The organism is Mesorhizobium sp. P170090 (genome assembly GCF_057786115.1).
The window spans coordinates 2,833,996-2,852,241 of the sequence record NZ_JBYNWH010000001.1 but is presented as its reverse complement, the minus strand read 5'-3'; the positions used below and the strand labels follow the sequence as shown (position 1 = coordinate 2,852,241).

General features: G+C 63.2%; 12 protein-coding genes, 1 tRNA gene and 1 pseudogene. 7 read left to right on the top strand and 7 right to left on the bottom strand.

Annotation, left to right across the window (positions count from 1 at the left end; all coding sequences use genetic code 11):
• Nucleotides 1–8: 8 nt before the first annotated feature.
• The gene (locus AC3EML_RS13430) at nt 9–1,175 is read right to left on the bottom strand and encodes an acetyl-CoA acetyltransferase (protein WP_352521890.1); all 1,167 of its coding nucleotides are present in this window, start codon (nt 1,173–1,175) and stop codon (nt 9–11) included.
• A 189-nt stretch (nt 1,176–1,364) separates the two neighbouring features.
• On the opposite strand from AC3EML_RS13430, the gene betI reads away from it, so the two are divergent.
• The 5 genes from betI to betB are packed head-to-tail and all read left to right on the top strand — an operon-like array spanning nt 1,365 to nt 7,648.
• Nucleotides 1,365–1,955 (top strand): choline-binding transcriptional repressor BetI, encoded by a 591-nt coding sequence (gene betI, locus AC3EML_RS13425; protein ID WP_352521891.1) that lies wholly within the window; start codon nt 1,365–1,367, stop codon nt 1,953–1,955.
• A gap of 11 nt (nt 1,956–1,966) precedes the next feature.
• Nucleotides 1,967–3,493 (top strand): choline-sulfatase, encoded by a 1,527-nt coding sequence (gene betC / locus AC3EML_RS13420; RefSeq protein ID WP_352521911.1) that lies wholly within the window; start codon nt 1,967–1,969, stop codon nt 3,491–3,493.
• Entirely contained in the window at nt 3,490–4,494 is a 1,005-nt protein-coding gene (locus AC3EML_RS13415; protein WP_352521892.1) for a threonine/serine dehydratase family protein, read from the top strand. The genes betC and AC3EML_RS13415 overlap by 4 nt, the downstream gene beginning before the upstream one ends.
• 3 nt (nt 4,495–4,497) lie before the next feature.
• Nucleotides 4,498–6,150: a choline dehydrogenase gene (gene betA, locus AC3EML_RS13410; RefSeq protein ID WP_352521893.1), complete on the top strand. Its 1,653-nt coding sequence runs from the start codon at nt 4,498–4,500 to the stop codon at nt 6,148–6,150.
• 34 nt (nt 6,151–6,184) lie between these two features.
• A complete protein-coding gene (gene betB / locus AC3EML_RS13405; RefSeq protein ID WP_352521894.1) occupies nt 6,185–7,648 on the top strand; it encodes a betaine-aldehyde dehydrogenase in 1,464 nt (487 codons plus the stop codon).
• A gap of 73 nt (nt 7,649–7,721) precedes the next feature.
• Here the strand turns inward: betB and AC3EML_RS13400 are convergent, their stop codons facing one another.
• Together AC3EML_RS13400 and AC3EML_RS13395 are read right to left on the bottom strand one after the other, a co-directional pair.
• Nucleotides 7,722–9,959, bottom strand: coding sequence for a mannose-1-phosphate guanylyltransferase/mannose-6-phosphate isomerase (locus tag AC3EML_RS13400; RefSeq protein WP_352521895.1), 2,238 nt, complete (start codon nt 9,957–9,959; stop codon nt 7,722–7,724).
• Nucleotides 9,960–9,970: 11 nt separating this feature from the next.
• Nucleotides 9,971–11,491: a phosphomannomutase/phosphoglucomutase gene (locus AC3EML_RS13395; RefSeq protein WP_352521896.1), complete on the bottom strand. Its 1,521-nt coding sequence runs from the start codon at nt 11,489–11,491 to the stop codon at nt 9,971–9,973.
• Between the two features lie 200 nt (nt 11,492–11,691).
• Between AC3EML_RS13395 and AC3EML_RS13390 the strand changes: the two genes are divergently transcribed.
• Together AC3EML_RS13390 and AC3EML_RS13385 are read left to right on the top strand one after the other, a co-directional pair.
• Nucleotides 11,692–11,768: transfer RNA gene (locus tag AC3EML_RS13390), tRNA-Pro, on the top strand.
• Between the two features lie 171 nt (nt 11,769–11,939).
• Entirely contained in the window at nt 11,940–12,278 is a 339-nt protein-coding gene (locus AC3EML_RS13385) for a hypothetical protein (RefSeq protein ID WP_023684572.1), read from the top strand.
• A 41-nt stretch (nt 12,279–12,319) separates the two neighbouring features.
• On the opposite strand, the gene AC3EML_RS13380 is transcribed toward AC3EML_RS13385, so the two are convergent.
• The 4 genes and pseudogenes from AC3EML_RS13380 to AC3EML_RS13365 all read right to left on the bottom strand — a co-directional run.
• Nucleotides 12,320–13,939, bottom strand: coding sequence for an ABC transporter ATP-binding protein (locus AC3EML_RS13380; protein WP_023702233.1), 1,620 nt, complete (start codon nt 13,937–13,939; stop codon nt 12,320–12,322).
• Between the two features lie 47 nt (nt 13,940–13,986).
• Nucleotides 13,987–15,114: an ABC transporter permease gene (locus AC3EML_RS13375; RefSeq protein WP_023709835.1), complete on the bottom strand. Its 1,128-nt coding sequence runs from the start codon at nt 15,112–15,114 to the stop codon at nt 13,987–13,989.
• Between the two features lie 9 nt (nt 15,115–15,123).
• Complete coding sequence (locus AC3EML_RS13370; protein ID WP_023684574.1) at nt 15,124–16,047, bottom strand: ABC transporter permease subunit; 924 nt, start codon at nt 16,045–16,047, stop codon at nt 15,124–15,126.
• A gap of 426 nt (nt 16,048–16,473) precedes the next feature.
• Nucleotides 16,474–17,619: pseudogene (locus AC3EML_RS13365) on the bottom strand (peptide ABC transporter substrate-binding protein); the annotation flags it as partial.
• Nucleotides 17,620–18,246: the final 627 nt, after the last annotated feature.

Below are 18,246 nucleotides of genomic sequence, written 5' to 3'. Positions count from 1 at the left end.
GGCCGCTTCTACCTGATCCGGTCGAGGATGGAAACGTAGTTGGCGACGGCAGCGCCACCCATGTTGAAGATGCCGCCAAGCTTTGCGTCCGGCACCTGGATGCCGCCTGCTTCGCCGGTCAACTGCATGGCGGTCAGCACATGCATCGACACACCGGTGGCGCCGATCGGATGGCCCTTGGCCTTCAGCCCGCCCGAAGGATTGACCGGCAGCCTGCCGTCTTTTGCAGTCGTGCCGTCTAGCGCCAGCCTGCCGCCCTCGCCCGGCTTGGCTAGGCCCATCGCCTCATATTCGATCAGCTCGGCAATGGTGAAGCAGTCATGCGTCTCGACGAAGGAGAGGTCGTCGAGCGTCACGCCGGCCTTCTTCAAAGCCTGGTTCCAGGCCTGCTCGCAGCCTTCGAAAGACAGGATGTCGCGCTTCGACATCGGCAGGAAATCCTGGACATGCTCGTTGGCGCGGAAGGCGACGGCGCGGCGCATCTTCAACGCCGTCGAGGTGTCGGTCAGCACAAGGGCGGCAGCACCGTCGGAGACCAGCGAACAGTCCGTGCGCTTCAGCGGACCGGCCACGAACGGGTTTTTCTCGCTTTCCTGGCGGCAGAATTCGTAACCGAAATCCTTGCGCATCTGCGCGTACGGATTGTCGACGCCGTTCTTGTGGTTCTTGGCGGCGATCATCGCCAGCGCGTCCGACTGGTCGCCATAACGCTGGAAATAGGCCTGCGCGATCTTGCCGAAGACGCCAGCGAAACCGGCCGGCGTGTCGCCCTCCTCCGGCAGATAGGAAGCCTTGAGCAGGTTCTTGCCGATCTCGGGGCCGGGGGTCGTCGTCATCTGCTCGGCACCGACCACCAGCACGATGCGGGCGGCATTGGCGTCGATGGCGCGGATGCCTTGGCGGACCGCTGCCGAACCCGTGGCGCAGGCGTTCTCGACCCGCGTCGCCGGCTTGAAGCGCAGCCGGTCATCGGCCTGCAGCACCAGGCTGGCGGTAAAATCCTGAGGGGAGAAGCCGGCGTTGAAATGGCCGAGCACGATCTCGTCGACCTCGTCCGGGCCAATGCCGGCATGGTCGAGCGCGTCGACCGCGACCTTTGTGATCAGGCCCTCGAGCGTCTCGCCTTCAAGCTTGCCGAAGCGCGAATGCGCCCAGCCGACGATGCATGCGGTCATGGCAACCTCCGTTCGCCGCAAGCCTAACATGTCATAGCGCGGCATCAGCCTCCAATATTGTTCAACAGTGAACCGTTTTCCAGTCCAACGGATGGGCCAGAGCGACATGATCGGTTGATCCGAGCGCGAGTTTTTGATTGATTGATCCGTCAATAAAAAATAATCTCTGTTTTGATCTGGATCTCCCCAATGCCGAAAGTCGGAATGGAACCGTTGCGCCGCAAGGCGCTCATCGACGCGACGATCTCGGCGATCGGCGAGCGCGGCTCGCTTGATGTGACCATGTCGGAGATCGCCGGACGTGCCGGTGTGTCCTCGGCCCTCGCCCATCATTATTTTGGCGCCAAGGACGAGCTCCTTCTGGCGACAATGCGGCACATTCTGGCCGAACTGACCATCGACATGCGGCGCGCCCTGCAATCCGCCGGCTCGCCGCGCGAACGCGTTTCGGCGGTGGTCGCCGTCAACTTCTCCGACATCCAGTTCCGGCCGGAAACCATCGCGGCCTGGCTCGCCTTTTATGTCGAGGCACAGAAATCATCGGCCCTGCGCCGGCTGCTCAGGGTCTATGCGCGGCGGCTGCACTCGAACCTGATGAGCGGACTGACCGGCATACTGCCGCGCACCGAAGCCGACCGCGCGGCGGAAGCGGTCGCGGCGATGATCGACGGGCTGTACATCAGGCGCGCGCTGAAGGACGGCGTGCCGGATGCTCAAACCGCGATCGCGCTGGTCGAAGATTATCTCGAAATCAAACTCGGCGGGCGACAGACACAGTGACAGCCTCAGAGATATCAAGGCGACCCAACATCCTGATCGTCATGGTCGATCAGCTCAACGGCACGCTGTTTGCGGACGGGCCGGCGGACTTCCTGCATGTGCCGCATCTCAAGGCGCTGGCCGCACGCTCGGCGCGCTTCGGCAACAACTACACGGCCTCGCCGCTTTGCGCGCCGGGCCGCGCCGCTTTCATGAGCGGGCAATTGCCGTCGCGCACCCAGGTCTATGACAACGCCGCCGAATTCGCTTCCTCGATCCCGACCTATGCGCATCATCTGCGCAACGCCGGCTACTACACCTGCCTGTCGGGCAAGATGCATTTCGTCGGCCCTGACCAGTTGCACGGTTTCGAGGAGCGGCTGACCACCGACATCTATCCCGCCGATTTCGGCTGGACGCCGGATTACCGCAAGCCCGGCGAGCGCATCGACTGGTGGTATCACAATCTGGGCTCGGTCACCGGCGCCGGCGTTGCCGAGATCACCAACCAGATGGAGTATGACGACGAGGTCGCCTTCCACGCGGTGCAAAAACTCTACGATCTTGCCCGCACCTCCGAGGACGAGGCCAGCCGGCCCTGGTGCCTGACGGTTTCCTTCACCCACCCGCACGACCCCTATGTCGCACGGCGGCAATATTGGGAATTCTATAAAGACTGTCCGGCGCTTGAGCCGGAGGTGGGATTCATCCCCTATGCCCATCAGGACCCGCATTCGCAACGGCTTTACCGGGCCAGCGACTACGACAGTTTCAACATCACGCCGGAGCAGATCCGCCGCTCGCGGCGCGGCTACTACGCCAACATCTCCTATCTCGACGACAAGGTCGGCGAGTTGATGTCAGTGCTGGAGCGAACGCGCATGCTGGACGACACCATCATCCTGTTCTGCTCCGACCATGGCGACATGCTTGGCGAGCGCGGCCTGTGGTTCAAGATGAATTTTTTCGAGGGCTCGGCGCGAGTGCCTTTGATGATCGCCGGCAAAGGCATCCCTGCAGGGCTGATCGAGGCGCCGGTCTCCAACCTCGACGTGACGCCGACGCTGTGCGATCTCGCCGGCATCGACATCTCCGCGATCGCACCGTGGACCCATGGCCAGTCGCTGCTGCCGTTGCTTGATGGCGGACAGCGCACCGCGCCGGTGCTGATGGAATATGCCGCCGAGGGCTCCAACGCGCCGTTGGTGGCGATCCGCGACGGCCGCTACAAATTCATCCATTGCGAGATCGACCCGCCGCTTCTGTTCGATCTCGAAGCCGATCCGCAAGAACGCACCAATCGTGCCACCGATCCGGCGCATGCCGATCTGGTGGCGGCCTTCACGGGAGCCGTGCGAGCGCGCTGGGACATGGCGGCATTTGATGCCGCGGTGCGCGTCAGCCAGGCGCGGCGCTGGGTGGTTTATCCCGCGCTGCGCAACGGCACGCATTACCCCTGGGAGTTCCAGCCATTGCAGAAGGCGTCGGAACGCTACATGCGCAACCACATGAACCTCGACAATCTCGAGGAACAGAAACGCTTTCCGCGAGGCGAATGATGACAATTGTCCCCTCCCTCGAGCACCTCAGACAGGCCTATGCCGTGACGTCGAAGGCGACGCAGATCACGCCTTTGCTGGAATCGACAGCCTTGGCCAAGGAGACGGGTGCGGCCCGCGTCTTCATCAAACCGGAATCGCTGCAATGGGCGGGATCGTTCAAGGTGCGCGGGGCCTATTGGCGGTTGAAGCGGCTGTCGCCGGATGAGGCCAGAAAAGGCGTCGTCGCCTACTCATCCGGCAATTTCGCGCAAGGGTTGGCGGCTGCCGGCCAGGCGCTCGGCATTCCCGTCACCATCGTCATGCCGATCGACGCGCCGGCCGCCAAACGCGATGCGACGGCAGGTTATGGCGCGCGCGTCGTGCTGACCGATCATGGTGAGCGCGCCCGTGAAGAGGTCGCAGCCGCCAAGGCCCGCGAGATTGCCGAGACCGAAGGGCTGGCGTTGCTGCATCCATTCGACGATCCGGAGATCGTTGCCGGCCAGGCTGGCGCCGGGCTCGAAGCGCTCGAACAATTCGAGGCAAAGGACGCCAGTGCCGACCTTCTGTTCTGCTCGGTCGGCGGCGGCGGACTGATCGGCGGCATGTCGCTCGCCTTCCACTATCTGTCGCCAGCAACCGAGATCATCGGCGTCGAGCCGGAAGGCTTCAACGGCATGGGTGCATCGCTAGCGCATGGCGCCATCGAGACCATGCCGATCGCGCCGAAATCGATTTGCGACGGGCTGATGTCGCGGCGGCCGGGCGACGCGCCGTTCGCGGCGGTCAAGACCGCCGGCGTGCGCGGCATCACCGTCGACGACCAATCGGTTAGGCGAGCGATGAAGATCGCCTTCGAGCGGATGAAGCTGGTGCTTGAGCCGTCAGGCGCAGCGTCGCTGGCGGCGCTGCTCGGCGGCAAGGTGGATGTGGCGGGTAAAACCGTCCTGGTTGTGGCTACCGGCGGCAATGTCTCTCTCGCCGATTTTATTTCGCATATGAACGATGGGCGCATGTGAACCATGCTTGAAGCAGACTTCGTCATCATCGGCTCCGGCTCGGCCGGCTCGGCCATGGCCTACCGGCTGTCGGAAGACGGCAAGCATTCGGTCATCGTCATCGAGTTCGGCGGCACCGATATCGGGCCGCTGATCCAGATGCCGTCGGCGCTGTCGATCCCGCTCAACATGAGCCTTTACGACTGGGGCTTTGCCAGCGAACCGGAGCCGCATCTCGGCGGCCGCGTGCTGGCGACGCCACGCGGCAAGGTGATCGGCGGCTCGTCCTCGATCAACGGCATGGTCTATGTCAGGGGCCACGCACGCGACTTCGACCACTGGGCCGAACAGGGGGCCGCCGGCTGGGGCTTCGCCGACGTGCTGCCCTATTTCAAGCGCATGGAGGACAGTGACGGCGGCGAGGACGGCTGGCGCGGCCACGGCGGCCCGCTGCACGTCCAGCGCGGCCTGCGAAAGAATCCGCTCTACGGCGCCTTTGTCGAAGCCGGCCGTCAGGCGGGTTTTGAATTGACCGACGACTATAACGGTTCGAAGCAGGAAGGCTTCGGACCGATGGAGCAAACCATTCGCGGCGGCCGCCGCTGGTCGGCGGCGTCAGCCTATCTGAAGCCGGCGCTCAAGCGGCAAAATGTCAGCGTGATCAGAGGCTTCGCCCGCCGGGTGATCATCGAGAATCAGCGTGCCGTCGGAGTCGAGGTCGAAGCTCACAAACAGATTCAGGTCGTTAAGGCGCGACGTGAGGTGATCGTTGCCGCATCATCGATCAATTCGCCCAAGATCCTGATGCTATCCGGTATCGGCCCGGCCGCGCATCTCAAGGAGAACGGCATCCAGGTCGTGGCCGACCGGCCCGGTGTCGGCCGCAATCTGCAGGATCATATGGAGCTCTACATCCAGCAGGAATCGACCCAGCCGATCACGCTGAATTCGGTTCTCAACCCATTCTCCAAGGCGCTGATCGGGGCGCAGTGGCTGTTCTTCAAGACCGGCCTCGGTGCCACCAACCATTTCGAGGCCGCGGCCTTCGTGCGCTCGCAGGCCGGCGTCGACTACCCCGACATCCAGTATCACTTCATCCCGGCTGCGGTGCGCTATGACGGCAAGGCGGCGGCGAGGGCCCATGGCTTCCAGGCCCATGTCGGGCCGATGCGGTCGAAGTCGCGCGGCTCGGTGACGCTGCGCTCTCCCGACCCGAAAGCGGCACCGGTGATCCGCTTCAATTACATGTCGCATCCAGACGACTGGGCCGAGTTCCGCCACTGCATCAGGCTGACTCGCGAGATCTTCGGCCAGAAGGCTTTTGACGGCTTCCGCGGCAAGGAAATCTCGCCGGGTTCGCATGTCCAGTCGGACGAGGATCTCGACGCCTTCATCCGGGATCATGCCGAGAGCGCCTATCACCCGTGCGGCACCTGCAAGATGGGTCGGGCCGACGACATCACGAGCGTCGTCGATCCGGAGTGCCGCGTCATCGGCATCGACGGGTTGCGGGTCGCCGACTCCTCGATCTTTCCGCGCGTCACCAATGGCAATCTCAACGCGCCCTCGATCATGACCGGCGAAAAGGCCTCCGACCACATTCTCGGCCGCACGCCGCTGGCGCCATCCAACCAGGAACCCTGGATCAATCCGCGCTGGCAGGTGGCGGATCGATAGGGCATTGTCCGGCCAAGACCATTGGAGAATTCATATGCGCGCCCAGCCAACGGCATCGCACTATGTCAACGGCCGCTACATCGAGGACGAAGGCGGCGCGCCGCTGCCGGTGATCTATCCGGCGACCGGCGAGATCATCGCCACCTTGCATTCGGCGACGCCGAACGTGCTGGAACTCGCCATCGAAGCTGCGCGGGCCGCACAACCGGCCTGGGCGCGGATGAAGCCGGTCGAGCGTGGCCGCATCCTGCGCCGCGCCGCCGACATTTTGCGCGCGCGCAACGCCGATCTGGCGCGGATCGAGACGCTCGACACCGGCAAGGCGATCCAGGAAACGCTGGTGGCGGATGCGCCGTCGGCTGCCGACTGCCTCGAATATTTCGGCGGCGCGGTTGCCGCCTTCAACGGCGAGGCGATCGATCTTGGTGGACCTTTTGCCTATACGCGCCGCGAGGCGCTCGGTGTGTGCGTCGGCATCGGCGCCTGGAACTATCCGATCCAGATCGCCGGCTGGAAATCCGCCCCGGCGCTCGCCATGGGCAACGCCATGGTATTCAAGCCTTCGGAGAACACGCCGCTGTCGGCGCTGGCGCTGGCCGAGATCTACTCAGAGGCGGGCCTGCCCGACGGGCTGTTCAACGTCGTGCAAGGCTATGGCGATGTCGGCGCCGGCCTCGTCGGCCACGATGTCGTTGCCAAGGTTTCGGTGACCGGCTCGGTGCCGACCGGCCGCAAGGTGCTGTCGCTCGCCGGTTCGAAGATGAAGCATGCCACGATGGAGCTCGGCGGCAAGTCGCCGCTGATCGTCTTCGACGACGCCGACCTCGAAAACGCCATTAGCGGCGCCATGCTCGGCAATTTCTATTCGACCGGGCAGATCTGCTCCAACGGCACGCGTGTTTTCGTACAAAGCGGCATCCATGACCGCTTCGTCGACCGGCTGGTCGAGCGGACGAAAAAGATCCGCATCGGCGATCCGCTCGATCCTGAGACGCAGATGGGGCCGCTGGTCAACAAGGCGCAGCAGGAGAAGGTCGTTTCCTACATCGCGGCCGGCAGGCAGGATGGAGCAACGCTCGCCTGCGGTGGCAACGTGCCGTCGCTGCAAGGGTTCGATGGCGGCTTCTTTGTCGAGCCAACCGTGTTCACCGGTGTCACCGATACGATGCGCATTGCGCGCGAGGAGATTTTCGGGCCGGTGATGAGCGTGCTGAAGTTCGACGGCGAGGACGAGGTGATCGACCGCGCCAACGACACCGAATTCGGCCTCGCCGCCGGCGTCTTCACCCGCGACCTGCAGCGCGCTCATAGGGTGATCGCCGAACTGCAGGCCGGCACCTGCTGGATAAACGCCTACAATCTGACGCCGGTGGAAATTCCGTTTGGCGGGGTGAAGCAATCCGGCATTGGGCGCGAGAACTCGCTGGCGGCTTTAGCGCTCTATTCGCAGCTGAAGGCGGTGTATGTCGAGACCGGGGATGTAGCGAGCCCGTATTGAGGGGTTGGCGCGAGGCACCCCCCTCTGCCCTGCAGGGCAGAGGGGGGTGCCTCGCACCGGCCTCTCAACAACCTCACCCCTTCTGCGCTGTCCCATCAAGATACTGCGTCAGCGCGCAGACCAGATGATAGAAGATGCTGGCCGGCACGTCCGATGCCAAGGAGCGGCCGCGTTCGTCGATGCGGTCAATCCACAGGCCGAGCGGGGCCGGATCGATGTGCCAGCGGAACAGGCGGCCGACGCGCGCCTCGATCTCCGGCTTGAGGTCGGGGCCACCAGGCCCGTCAAGCGCGATCGCCGCCTTGATCGCTTCCGCCTGCGGCCAGCTGCGCGATACGAGGTCGAGCGGCAGGCCCTGCCGGGAGACCGCACCGTAGGCAAGGCCGGTGGCGCGGTTGAGGCCGTTGGCGATGGCCGAGGCGTAGAGCTTGCGGGCAAAATTGCTCAACTCGCCCTGACCGCTGTGGGCGACGAAATCGGTGAGCAGCGAGGCCCATTCGAAATGATGGCCGGGCTCGGTCCATGTGCCCTTCTCGCCGGCGGTCGGCTTCCACCCGGCGTCGAAATATTCGCCCAGCGTCCAGCTCTCGGCATCGAAGAAATGACTACGGAAAAGGTCGATGATGCGCGCGGCGCGGCGCAGATAGGTGCGGTCGCCGGTCGCCTCATACCAGGCGAGGAAGGCCTCGAGCAGATGCATATGCGGGTTGGAGCGCCGCTCGCCCTCGCCGTCCGACGTCTCGAGGAAGCCGGTCATGCGGCTGTCCTCGAGATGCGCGTCGAGGAACACGAAGGTCTCCTGGCCCAGCCGCAGCGCATCCGGATTGCCGCACATATGCGCATGCGCCAGCGCCAGCAGCACGCAGGAATGGTCGTAGGCATCCTCGGTTGGGTCGGCGACGGAGCCGTCGACATTGAGCGTGCGCACCCAGCCGCCTCTGTCGGTGCGGCCCTTGCCGGCCATGAAGGCGATGCCGTGGCTAATCAACCGGTCCGCCGGACCGTCCCAGCCGCGCGCCCTGGCGACCGCAAAGGCATAGACCTGTCTGGCCGTCGTGCGCATACGCTTGGGCTTCAACAGCGGATTGCCATCAAAACCCAGCGCCTCGTGGAAGCCGCCATGACGCTCATCGACGCCTGAAGTTGACCACAGCGGCAAGGTCTCCTCGAACAGCCAGTGATGCACGCGCCGACGCCAGGCGCCGCTCTCGATGACGCGGTCGTGTGCCGGCGTAAACCTGGTTTCCAGCCGTCCCGATTTCTCCAGCTGCTCGACGATCTTCTTGACGTGCTGGCTGTGGCTGACCGGTGCGACGAAGGTGGCGTCCGCCGTCGAGACGATCGCGACGTCCTTCATGCCGATAGCCGACAAAAGCCGGCCGTCGCTTCTGATGTAGGAGTTCTCGCAATCGATGGCGACAACATCGCCGACGACGACATTGCCATTGGCATCAGCAGGGCCGACATCGAGCAGCGACTGCCAGGAGCCGAGGTCGTTCCAGCGAAAGCCGGCCGGCACCATGACGATGTCCTTGGCCCGCTCCATGATGGCGTAGTCGATCGAGTTCGACGGGATGGCGGCGTAGAGGTCGAGCGGCATATAGAGGCCGGACAGATCCGAAGTCGCTGCCTTGTAGGCCGCTTCGGTGGCCTGCCAGATGTCGGGCTGGAAGGCCGCAAATGCATCGCGCATGGCGCCGGCGCGAAACAGGAAAATGCCGGTGTTCCAGTAGAAGGTGCCCGCCCTGAGATAGCTCTGCGCGATGGCGAGGTCGGGCTTTTCGACGAAGCGCGACACGTCGAAGACGCCAGCGCTTTCGGCTGCGACTTCGATATAGCCATAGCCGGTCTCGGGCTGCGTCGGCTTGATGCCGAACACCACCAGACGGCCGGCAAGCGCTGCCTGGCTGCCCGCCTCGACGCTCTGCCAGAACTGCTTGGGCGTGGCGATTTCATGGTCTGACGGCACCACCAGCACCAGGCTGTCGCCGAACTCCGACAATGTGCGCAGCGCGGCCAGCGCCACGGCGGCAGCCGTGTTGCGCCCGGTCGGCTCGAACAGCGGGCCACCGCCGGCGAGGTCGAGGCCGGCAAGGTCGGCATGCACGCGCTCGGCATGGCGCTCGGCGGCGATCAGGAAGATCGGCGTTTCGCCCTCCGGCCGCGCCGTCAGCCGGCGCAGTGTCTTGGCCAGCATCGAGCCGTCGCCGGAAAGATCGTGGAACTGTTTCGGGTTGTCCTCGCGCGACAGCGGCCACAGCCGCGAACCGACACCGCCGCTCATGACAAAACTGACGATGCGCTCGCTCATGAAAGGTCCAATCAGAACGTCTGGTTGTAAGCGCCGACTTCGGGGCTGCGGCGCAGCACGGCGTCGACCGCCTCGAACATCTGCCGGCGGCGGTCGGACGATACCGGGCTTTCGACAACCACGACAAGCTCCGGCTTGTTCGACGACGCCCGTACCAGGCCCCAGGTGCCATCTTCGGCCACGATGCGCACGCCGTTGACGGTGATCAGGTCGGCGATCTTCTGGCCGGCAAAAGCCTTGCCGGCGCGCTGCATCGCCTGGAAGTCCGCCACCACCCGATCGACCACGCCGTATTTCACGTCATCGGCGCAATGCGGCGACATGGTCGGCGTGCCGAAGGTCAGCGGCAGCGCGCGATAGAGATCGGCCATCGAACTTGTGGGGTTGCGGACGAGCATCTCACATATGGCTATTGCCGTGATGAGACCGTCATCATAGCCGCGGCCGATCGGCGGATTGAAGAAAAAATGGCCCGACTTCTCGAATCCGGCGACGGCGCCAAGCTCGGCGACGCGGCGCTTGATGTAGGAATGGCCGGTCTTCCAGTAATCGGTGACCGCGCCATTGGCGCGCAGGACGCTGTCGGTGTGGAACAGGCCGGTCGACTTGACGTCGACGACGAAAGTCGAGCTGGAATGCTGGCTGGAGATGTCACGCGCCAGCATGACGCCGACCTTGTCGGCGAAGATCTCGTTGCCCTCATTGTCGACCACGCCGCAACGGTCGCCGTCGCCGTCGAAGCCCAGCCCGACATCGGCGCCGGTCTCCAGCACCTTGTCGCGGATGGCGTGCAGCATCTGCATGTCTTCGGGGTTGGGGTTATAGCGGGGAAAACTGTGGTCGAGCTCGACATCGAGCCGGATCACCTCGCAACCGATGCGCTCCAGCGCCTGTGGCGCGAAGGCGCCGGCAGTGCCGTTGCCGCAAGCCGCCACAACCCTGATCTTGCGCGCGATGCGCTTGTCCTGGGTCAGGTCGTCGAGATAGGTCTCGCGAAAACCGGAGACGAATTCGTAGCAACCGCCGCCGGCGAGATCGAAATCGCCCGACAGCACGATCTGTTTCAGGGCGCTCATCTCCTCCGGTCCGAAGGTGAGCGGCCTCGCCGCACCCATCTTGACTCCGGTCCAGCCATTCTCGTTGTGCGATGCCGTGACCATGGCGACGGAAGGCGCGTCGAGCGCGAACTGGGCGAAATAGGCCATGGGCGACAGCGCCAGGCCAATGTCTTTCACCTTTGCGCCCGCAGCCATCAGGCCGGAAACCAGCGCCAGCTTGATGGCAAGTGAATAGGAACGGAAATCATGCCCGGTGACGATGTCGGGCCCGGCGCCAAGACGGCGGATCAAGGTGCCCAGGCCCATGCCCAGCGCCTGGACGCCGATCAGGTTCAGCTCCGGCGGTTGGGTGGAGCCGGCATGGCCAAACCACCAGCGCGCGTCGTATTCGCGAAAGCCGGACGCCTTGATCAGCGCTTCGGTTTCGAATTCGAAGCTGTTGGGCCGGGCGTCGCCTACGATTTTCAGGGGCAAGGCAGCAAAGCTCCAGATGGCGAAAACACGATCTATCGAGGCTGCGACTTAGCACACAAGGCTTTAAGCCGGGTTTATCCCGGGAGGGAAAGCCAAGCTTTGCGGCAATGCCCAACGAAAGCCAACGAAATGCGACAGAAGCGCTGCCATTGCCGCTTGCAGGAACGGTATGCGGCGGCTATAAGCCCGCGGTCTGGTCACGGAGTGTAGCGCAGCCTGGTAGCGCACCTCGTTCGGGACGAGGGGGTCGCAGGTTCAAATCCTGCCACTCCGACCAGAAAAAACAGACACTTAGGTGTTTGTTCTCCCGAGACCACAAGATGGCGTAATGCAAACCGGCCGCGTCGGCGTTCGCTGTCAGCATGGTGTTTTGACGCGACAACCATCCGCGCTACCTCGATAATAGGAATGCCGCCGAGACAGCGGCCCGGAACGAGGTTTGCGGAAGATGAATTTGTTGATTTCAAGCCGGCTGTCAGCGCTGCTCGCTTTGTCCCTGGCGGCAGGCTGCTCATCGCTGGGCAGCGCGGTGAACCCGGCGAAATACGACAGCATGACATGCGCCGAGCTCAACACCGCCGTAGGCGATACCGCGCGCGACATCTCGCAAACCGCCATCACCCGCGGCAAGGTCGCCAACACCAGCGTGCCGAACTGGCTGCTCGGCGGCACGCGCGTGAAGAGCGCAGTGGCCAAGCGTGAGACGGCCAGAATCGAACTGCTGAAGCAGCGGCAAGAGGCCATTGTCGCGACAAGGGCCAACAGATGCCCCAGGTCAGCGGGCTAAGCGAACTGGCCCTACCCTGACTATCTGCTGAACGTCACGCCTTAAGCACTCAGCCTGAAGCGCGTGACATCGATCGCCGCAGCCATCAGCGTCTGGGTGTAGGCAGCCTGCGGGTTGCTGAAGATCTCTTCCGTCGGGCCTTCCTCGACGATCTTGCCCTGCCTCATGACGATGATGTAGTCGGCCATGGCGCGCACCACGGAGAGATCGTGGCTGATGAAGAGGTAGGACAGTTCGTGGTCGGCCTGCAGCTTGCGCAGCAATTCGACGATCTGCTTCTGCACCGAGCGGTCGAGCGCCGAAGTCGGCTCGTCCAGCACCACCAGTTTGGGCTTCAGGATCACGGCACGCGCGATGGCGATGCGCTGGCGCTGGCCGCCGGAGAATTCGTGCGGGTAGCGGTTGCGTGCGTTGGGGTCGAGGCCGACCTCGAGCAAGGCCTCGACGGCGCGCTGATCGCGTTGCTTGCCTGACAGGTTCGGCTCATGCACCAGAAGCCCTTCGGTGATGATCTGGCCGACGGTCATGCGCGGCGACAGCGAGCCGAACGGATCCTGGAAGACGAGTTGCATCTCACGTCGCAGCGGTCGCATCGCCTGGCGGTCGGCGGTGGAGATGTCGCGGTCGCCGAAGCGGATGACACCGTCGCTGGGCAACAGGCGCAGAAGTGCGCGGCCGAGCGTCGATTTTCCCGAACCGGACTCGCCGACGATACCGATGGTCTGGTTGCGCTTCAGCCGGATCGAAATGTGATCGACGGCGCGTAGCAGCAGCGGTTCGCCGGCAAGGAAGCCGCCGCCGATCTTGAAGGTCACTTCGACATTGCGGCCCTCCAGCAGCACCGGAGCGCTGGGCGGCGGCGCCGCCTTGGTGCCGGTCGGTTCGGCGGCCAGCAGCATTTTGGTATAGGCATGCTGCGGGTTGGCGAAAAGTGCTTCCGCCTCGCCTTCCTCGACCACCTCGCCATAGCGCATGACATAGACGCGGTCGGCAAAGCGCCGGACGATGCCGAGATCGTGGGTGATGAAGACGATGGCCATGCCGAGCTTGCGCTGCAATTCGGCGAGCAGCACCAGGATCTGCGCCTGGATGGTGACGTCGAGCGCCGTCGTCGGCTCGTCGGCGATCAGGATGTCGGGGTCGTTGGCCAATGCCATGGCGATCATGACGCGCTGGCGCTGGCCACCCGACATTTCGTGCGGATAGGATTTCATCCGCCGCTCGGGATCGGGGATATGCACCAGCCTGAGCAACTTGAGCGCCTCGTTCCGTGCCTCGGCTGCGTTCAGCCCGCGGTGCTTGCGGATCGGTTCGATAAGCTGGTTGCCGATCGAATAGAGCGGATCGAGCGAGGTCATCGGCTCCTGGAAGATCATGCTGATCTTGGCGCCGCGCACCTTGTTGAGGTCGGGCTTGCTCATGGTCAAAAGGTTGCGGCCGCGATAATCGACGTGACCCGTCGCCTCGCCGTTGGACGCCAGCAGGCTCATCGCCGCCATCATGGTCTGGCTCTTGCCGGATCCGGATTCGCCGACCACGGCAACGGTTTCACCTGCCTTGACGTGGATGTTGATGCCCTTGACCGCTTCGACCGCGCCGTCGAGCGTGCGGAAGCGGACGCGAAGGTCCTTGACGCTGAGGATCGTTTCGGGCGTTTCCATCGCAACGGTCCCCATCTTATCGGTCCCCATCTTTATCGGTCCCATCTTCATCGGTCTCTCGGATCGAGCGCGTCGCGCAGGCCGTCGCCGACGAAGTTCAGTGCAAACAGCGTCGACACGAGGAAGAAGGCGGGGAACAAAAGCAGCCAGTTGGCGGTGCCGATGTTCTTGGCGCCGACCGAGATGAGCACGCCCCAGCTGGTCATCGGTTCCTGCACGCCAAGGCCAAGGAAGGACAGGAAACTTTCCAGGATGATGACCTGCGGCACCAGCAGCGTCATGTAGATCACCACTGGTCCGAGCAGATTGGGGATGACGTGGCGCAGCAGGATGCCGCGCTGGCCGACGCCCATGGCTTCGGCCGCCTGGACATACTCCTGCCGCCGGATCGACAGCGCCTGGCCGCGCACGATGCGCGCCATGTCGAGCCACAGCACCGCCCCCACCGCCAGGAACATCAGCACGAAATTGCGGCCGAAGAAGACCACCAGCATGATGACAAAGAAAATGAAGGGCAAGGAATAGAGCACGTCGACGATGCGCATCATCACCTCGTCGATCTTGCCGCCGGAAAAGCCGGCCGCCGCCCCGTAGAGGACGCCGATGACCACCGCGACAATGCCGGCAAGCAGGCCGATGGCCAGCGAGATGCGCCCTGCCATCAGCGTTCGCGAGAGAAGATCGCGACCGGTGTTGTCGGTGCCGAACAGGAAGTACTGCTGTTTGACCGACGCAGTCATAGTCAATTCGAGCCCGTCGGCCGATTTGCTCTCTATCTTGGTATCGTCGAAGGCATCGGAGCGGTCGAGATAGCGGATGTTGCGGTCGTCGATCGGTTTGGTCGAGGTGACGGTGACGGTGACGCGACTGCCCTCCAGTTTCCACTCCTTAATGTCGACGCGCATGCGCTTGATGGCATCCTTGAGCGCCGTCTCGATCATGTCCGGCTTCGGATAGGCTGAAAAGCTTGGTGGCGTCCGCACATAGTCGGCATAGATGGTGGTGTACTGATGCGGCACGAACCAGGGGCCGAAGATGCTGATGACGCCAATGAAGGCCAGGTAATAGAGGCTGAACATGGCGGCGCGGTTGGCTTTGAGGCGCGCCCATGCGTCGCCCCAGAGCGAGCGGCCGACGACGGCCGGCGGAGCGGCGGCGGCTGTGATGTCAGTCATAGCGCACCCTCAGTCATAGCGTACCCTCGGGTCGACGACCGCGTACATGACGTCGACGATCAGGTTGAAGACGATGGTGAAGAGCGCGATCACCACCACGGTCCCCATCACCAGCGTGTAGTCGCGGTTGAGCGCGGCATCGACGAAATAGCGGCCGACACCGGGAATGGAGAAGATGGTCTCGACGATGACCGAACCGGTGAGCAGCGCCGCGGCTGCCGGACCGGTGAAGGAAACGATCGGCAGGATGGCGCCGCGCAGCGCGTGCTTGACCACCACCGACCAGTCGGAGAGGCCGAGCGCACGCGCCGTTCGGATATGATGCGAACGCAAGCTCTCGATCATCGACCCGCGCATCAGGCGGGCAACGATGGCGATCTGCGGCAAGGCCAGCGTCAGCACCGGGCCGATCTTGTTGATCAATGCGCCATCACCCCAGCCGCCGATCGGCAACAGCTTCCAGGTCAATCCGAACACCAGCTGAATCACAGGAGCGATGACGAAGGTGGGGATAGTGCTGCCGGCGGTCGCCAGCGCAATCACCGTATAGTCGCCAAGCTTGTTCTGGTTGAGCGCGGCGATGGTGCCGAGCACCGAACCAAGCAGCAGCGCCAGGATCAGCGCGGAGGTGCCGAGCTGGACCGATATCGGCAGCCCCTTGGCAAACAGTTCGGTGACGGTGAAGTCAGGCAAATTGTAGCTCGGCCCGAAATTGCCGCGCAGGAGATTGCCGAGATAGTGGGCATATTGCAGCCAGAGCGGATCGTCGAGGCCGAACTGTGCTTCCAGATTGGCCCTGATCTCGGGACTGAGGCCCCGCTCCTGATTGAAAGGGCCGCCCGGTGCGACGCGTATCAGGAAGAACGCCATTGTCACAATGACGAACAGCGTCGGAATGGCGGTCAAAAGCCGCCGTAAGATGTATCGCAGCATCGGCGCCCCGCTTCGGCCAGAGCGACATACGTCCATGCGGACGCATTGCCACGCTCCGGCGCCAAATCTTCGCACCGGGCTTGCCGAAAATCGACCACGACTTTCGGACCGGTGCGATGACCGACCAGTCCGCCGCGCCCAAATGGGGCGCGGCGGTCCAGTCAAGGATGATTATCAGTCCTTGGAGACGAAGCGGGACGGATGGATGTCCATCACATTGTCATCGAAGCCATGCAGCTTCGAGGAAACGATATCGTGGAAGCTGTAGTAGAGAAGCGGAATGTTGCCGACGTCATCGACAAGGATGCGCTCGGCCTCGGTGAGGTCCTTCATGCGCTCTTCCGGCTTGCCGCCGGCAGCCGCGGCCTTGTCCATGGCCGCCTCATATGCCGGGCTGACGTAGTTCGAATAGTTGTTGCCGCTGGCCTTGCGGGTGATGCCGAGGAAGGTCTCGGGATCCTTGTAGTCGGCGATCCAGGCGGCACGCGCCACGTCGTAGTTGCCCTTCTGCTCGAGGAAGGAATAGTGGGTCTTGGTATCGGTGTTGAGCAGCGTGATCTCGACGCCAAGCGGCTTCAACTGTTCCTGGATGGCAACCGCGGTGTTCTTGTGGTTTTCCGAGGTGTTGTAGCGGATCTCCATCTTCAGCGGATGCTCGGGCGTATAGCCGAGTTTCTCAAGGATCTTCTTGGCGGCGTCCTCGCGGTCGATCTGCGGCATGTCGGCGTATTTGGCCATTGCCGGCGTGTAGCCGGCGATGCCCGGAGGCACCATCGAATAGCCAGGCAGCATGGAATTCTGCCAGACCTTTTCGGCCAGGAAGTCGCGGTCGATAGCCATCGAGATGGCGTTGCGCAGCTCGACATTGTCCCAGGGCGCCTTGTCGGTCTTGATCGCGTAATAATAGGTGCCGAGATACGGTCCGACGCGGACCTGATCGCCGAACTTGGTCTTGAGGTCAGCGAGCTGTTCGGTCGGCAGGTCGCCGTAGCTGTCGAGTTCGCCGGCCTCGAAGCGCTTCATCGCCGAAGAGCGGTCTTCGGTCGGGATGTAGTTGACGACGTCCATCTTGACGGTCGCGGCATCCCAGAATTTCGGATTCTTGACCAGCTTCATGTGGTCGTTGGGAATCCACTCGGCCAATGTATAGGCGCCGTTCGAAACGAGATTGCCCGCCTTGATCCAGTCGGCGCCGAGCTTGTCGATCGAGGCCTTGTTGACCGGGTAGGTAGCCTGGTGGGTCAGCATCTCCAGGAAGTATGGCGTCGGCGCCTTCAGCGTCACTTCCAGGGTGTTGGCGTCGATCGCCTTGACGCCCATGTCCTCGGGCTTGCCTTTCTTGGTGTTGACTTCCTCGGCGTTCTTCACGGGATAGAGCATGGAAGCGTATTCGGCGGCGGTCGCCGGATCCTCCAGCCTACGGAAGGAATAGACGAAGTCGTCCGCCGTCACCGGGCTGCCATCCGACCACAAGCCGTCCTTGCGCAGCTTGAAGGTGTAGACGGTGCCGTCATCAGATACCGTCCAGCTTTCGGCGGCGCCCGGGATGAGGTTCGTCTTCTGATCGTGCATGACCAGTCCCTGGAACAGGTCGCGTATGATATCGGCTTCGTAGACGGTCGAGGTCTTGTGCGGATCGACCGTCTCCGCTTCGGCGGCGCTGCCTCTGTTATAGACGGTCTCGGCAAGGACCGGCGTCAGGAACGTGCCTGCGGCAAAGGTCATGGTCGCGGCGACAAGCGTCGCCTTCAGCATATTTTTCAGCATGAAGTCTCTCCCTGTGGCGCTGCCCATCGGCTGCGCCTTACGAGTGTTGACGCCCCGGAACCGATTTCTGGCCCCTTCGAGCGCGCCGCCGGTTCCCGTTCCGGCAGCTGGTGGCAGGAGACTAGACAGACGGAAATATTATTTCAACCGAGTCTTGCTTGACGCTAAGTGAGCATCCTCACCCTAAACCAGCCATAGCTAATCTATATTACCAGGTTCAATTGGGTGCAGCTTGCGGTTGTCCTGTAATTTTGCGTTTTGCCCTCAGCAGTTGTAATTGGCGCAACCATCTGGAAACATTCCAGGAATGCCGTTCGTGGCCAAGCTCGACGAAAGTACCGAAGAAGCCCGAAAATGAAAAACATGGCGCCGGTGGCGTTGCACGGATCACTCGGCACGGTTGCATGCGGACACGATCTTTGTTGACGCCGG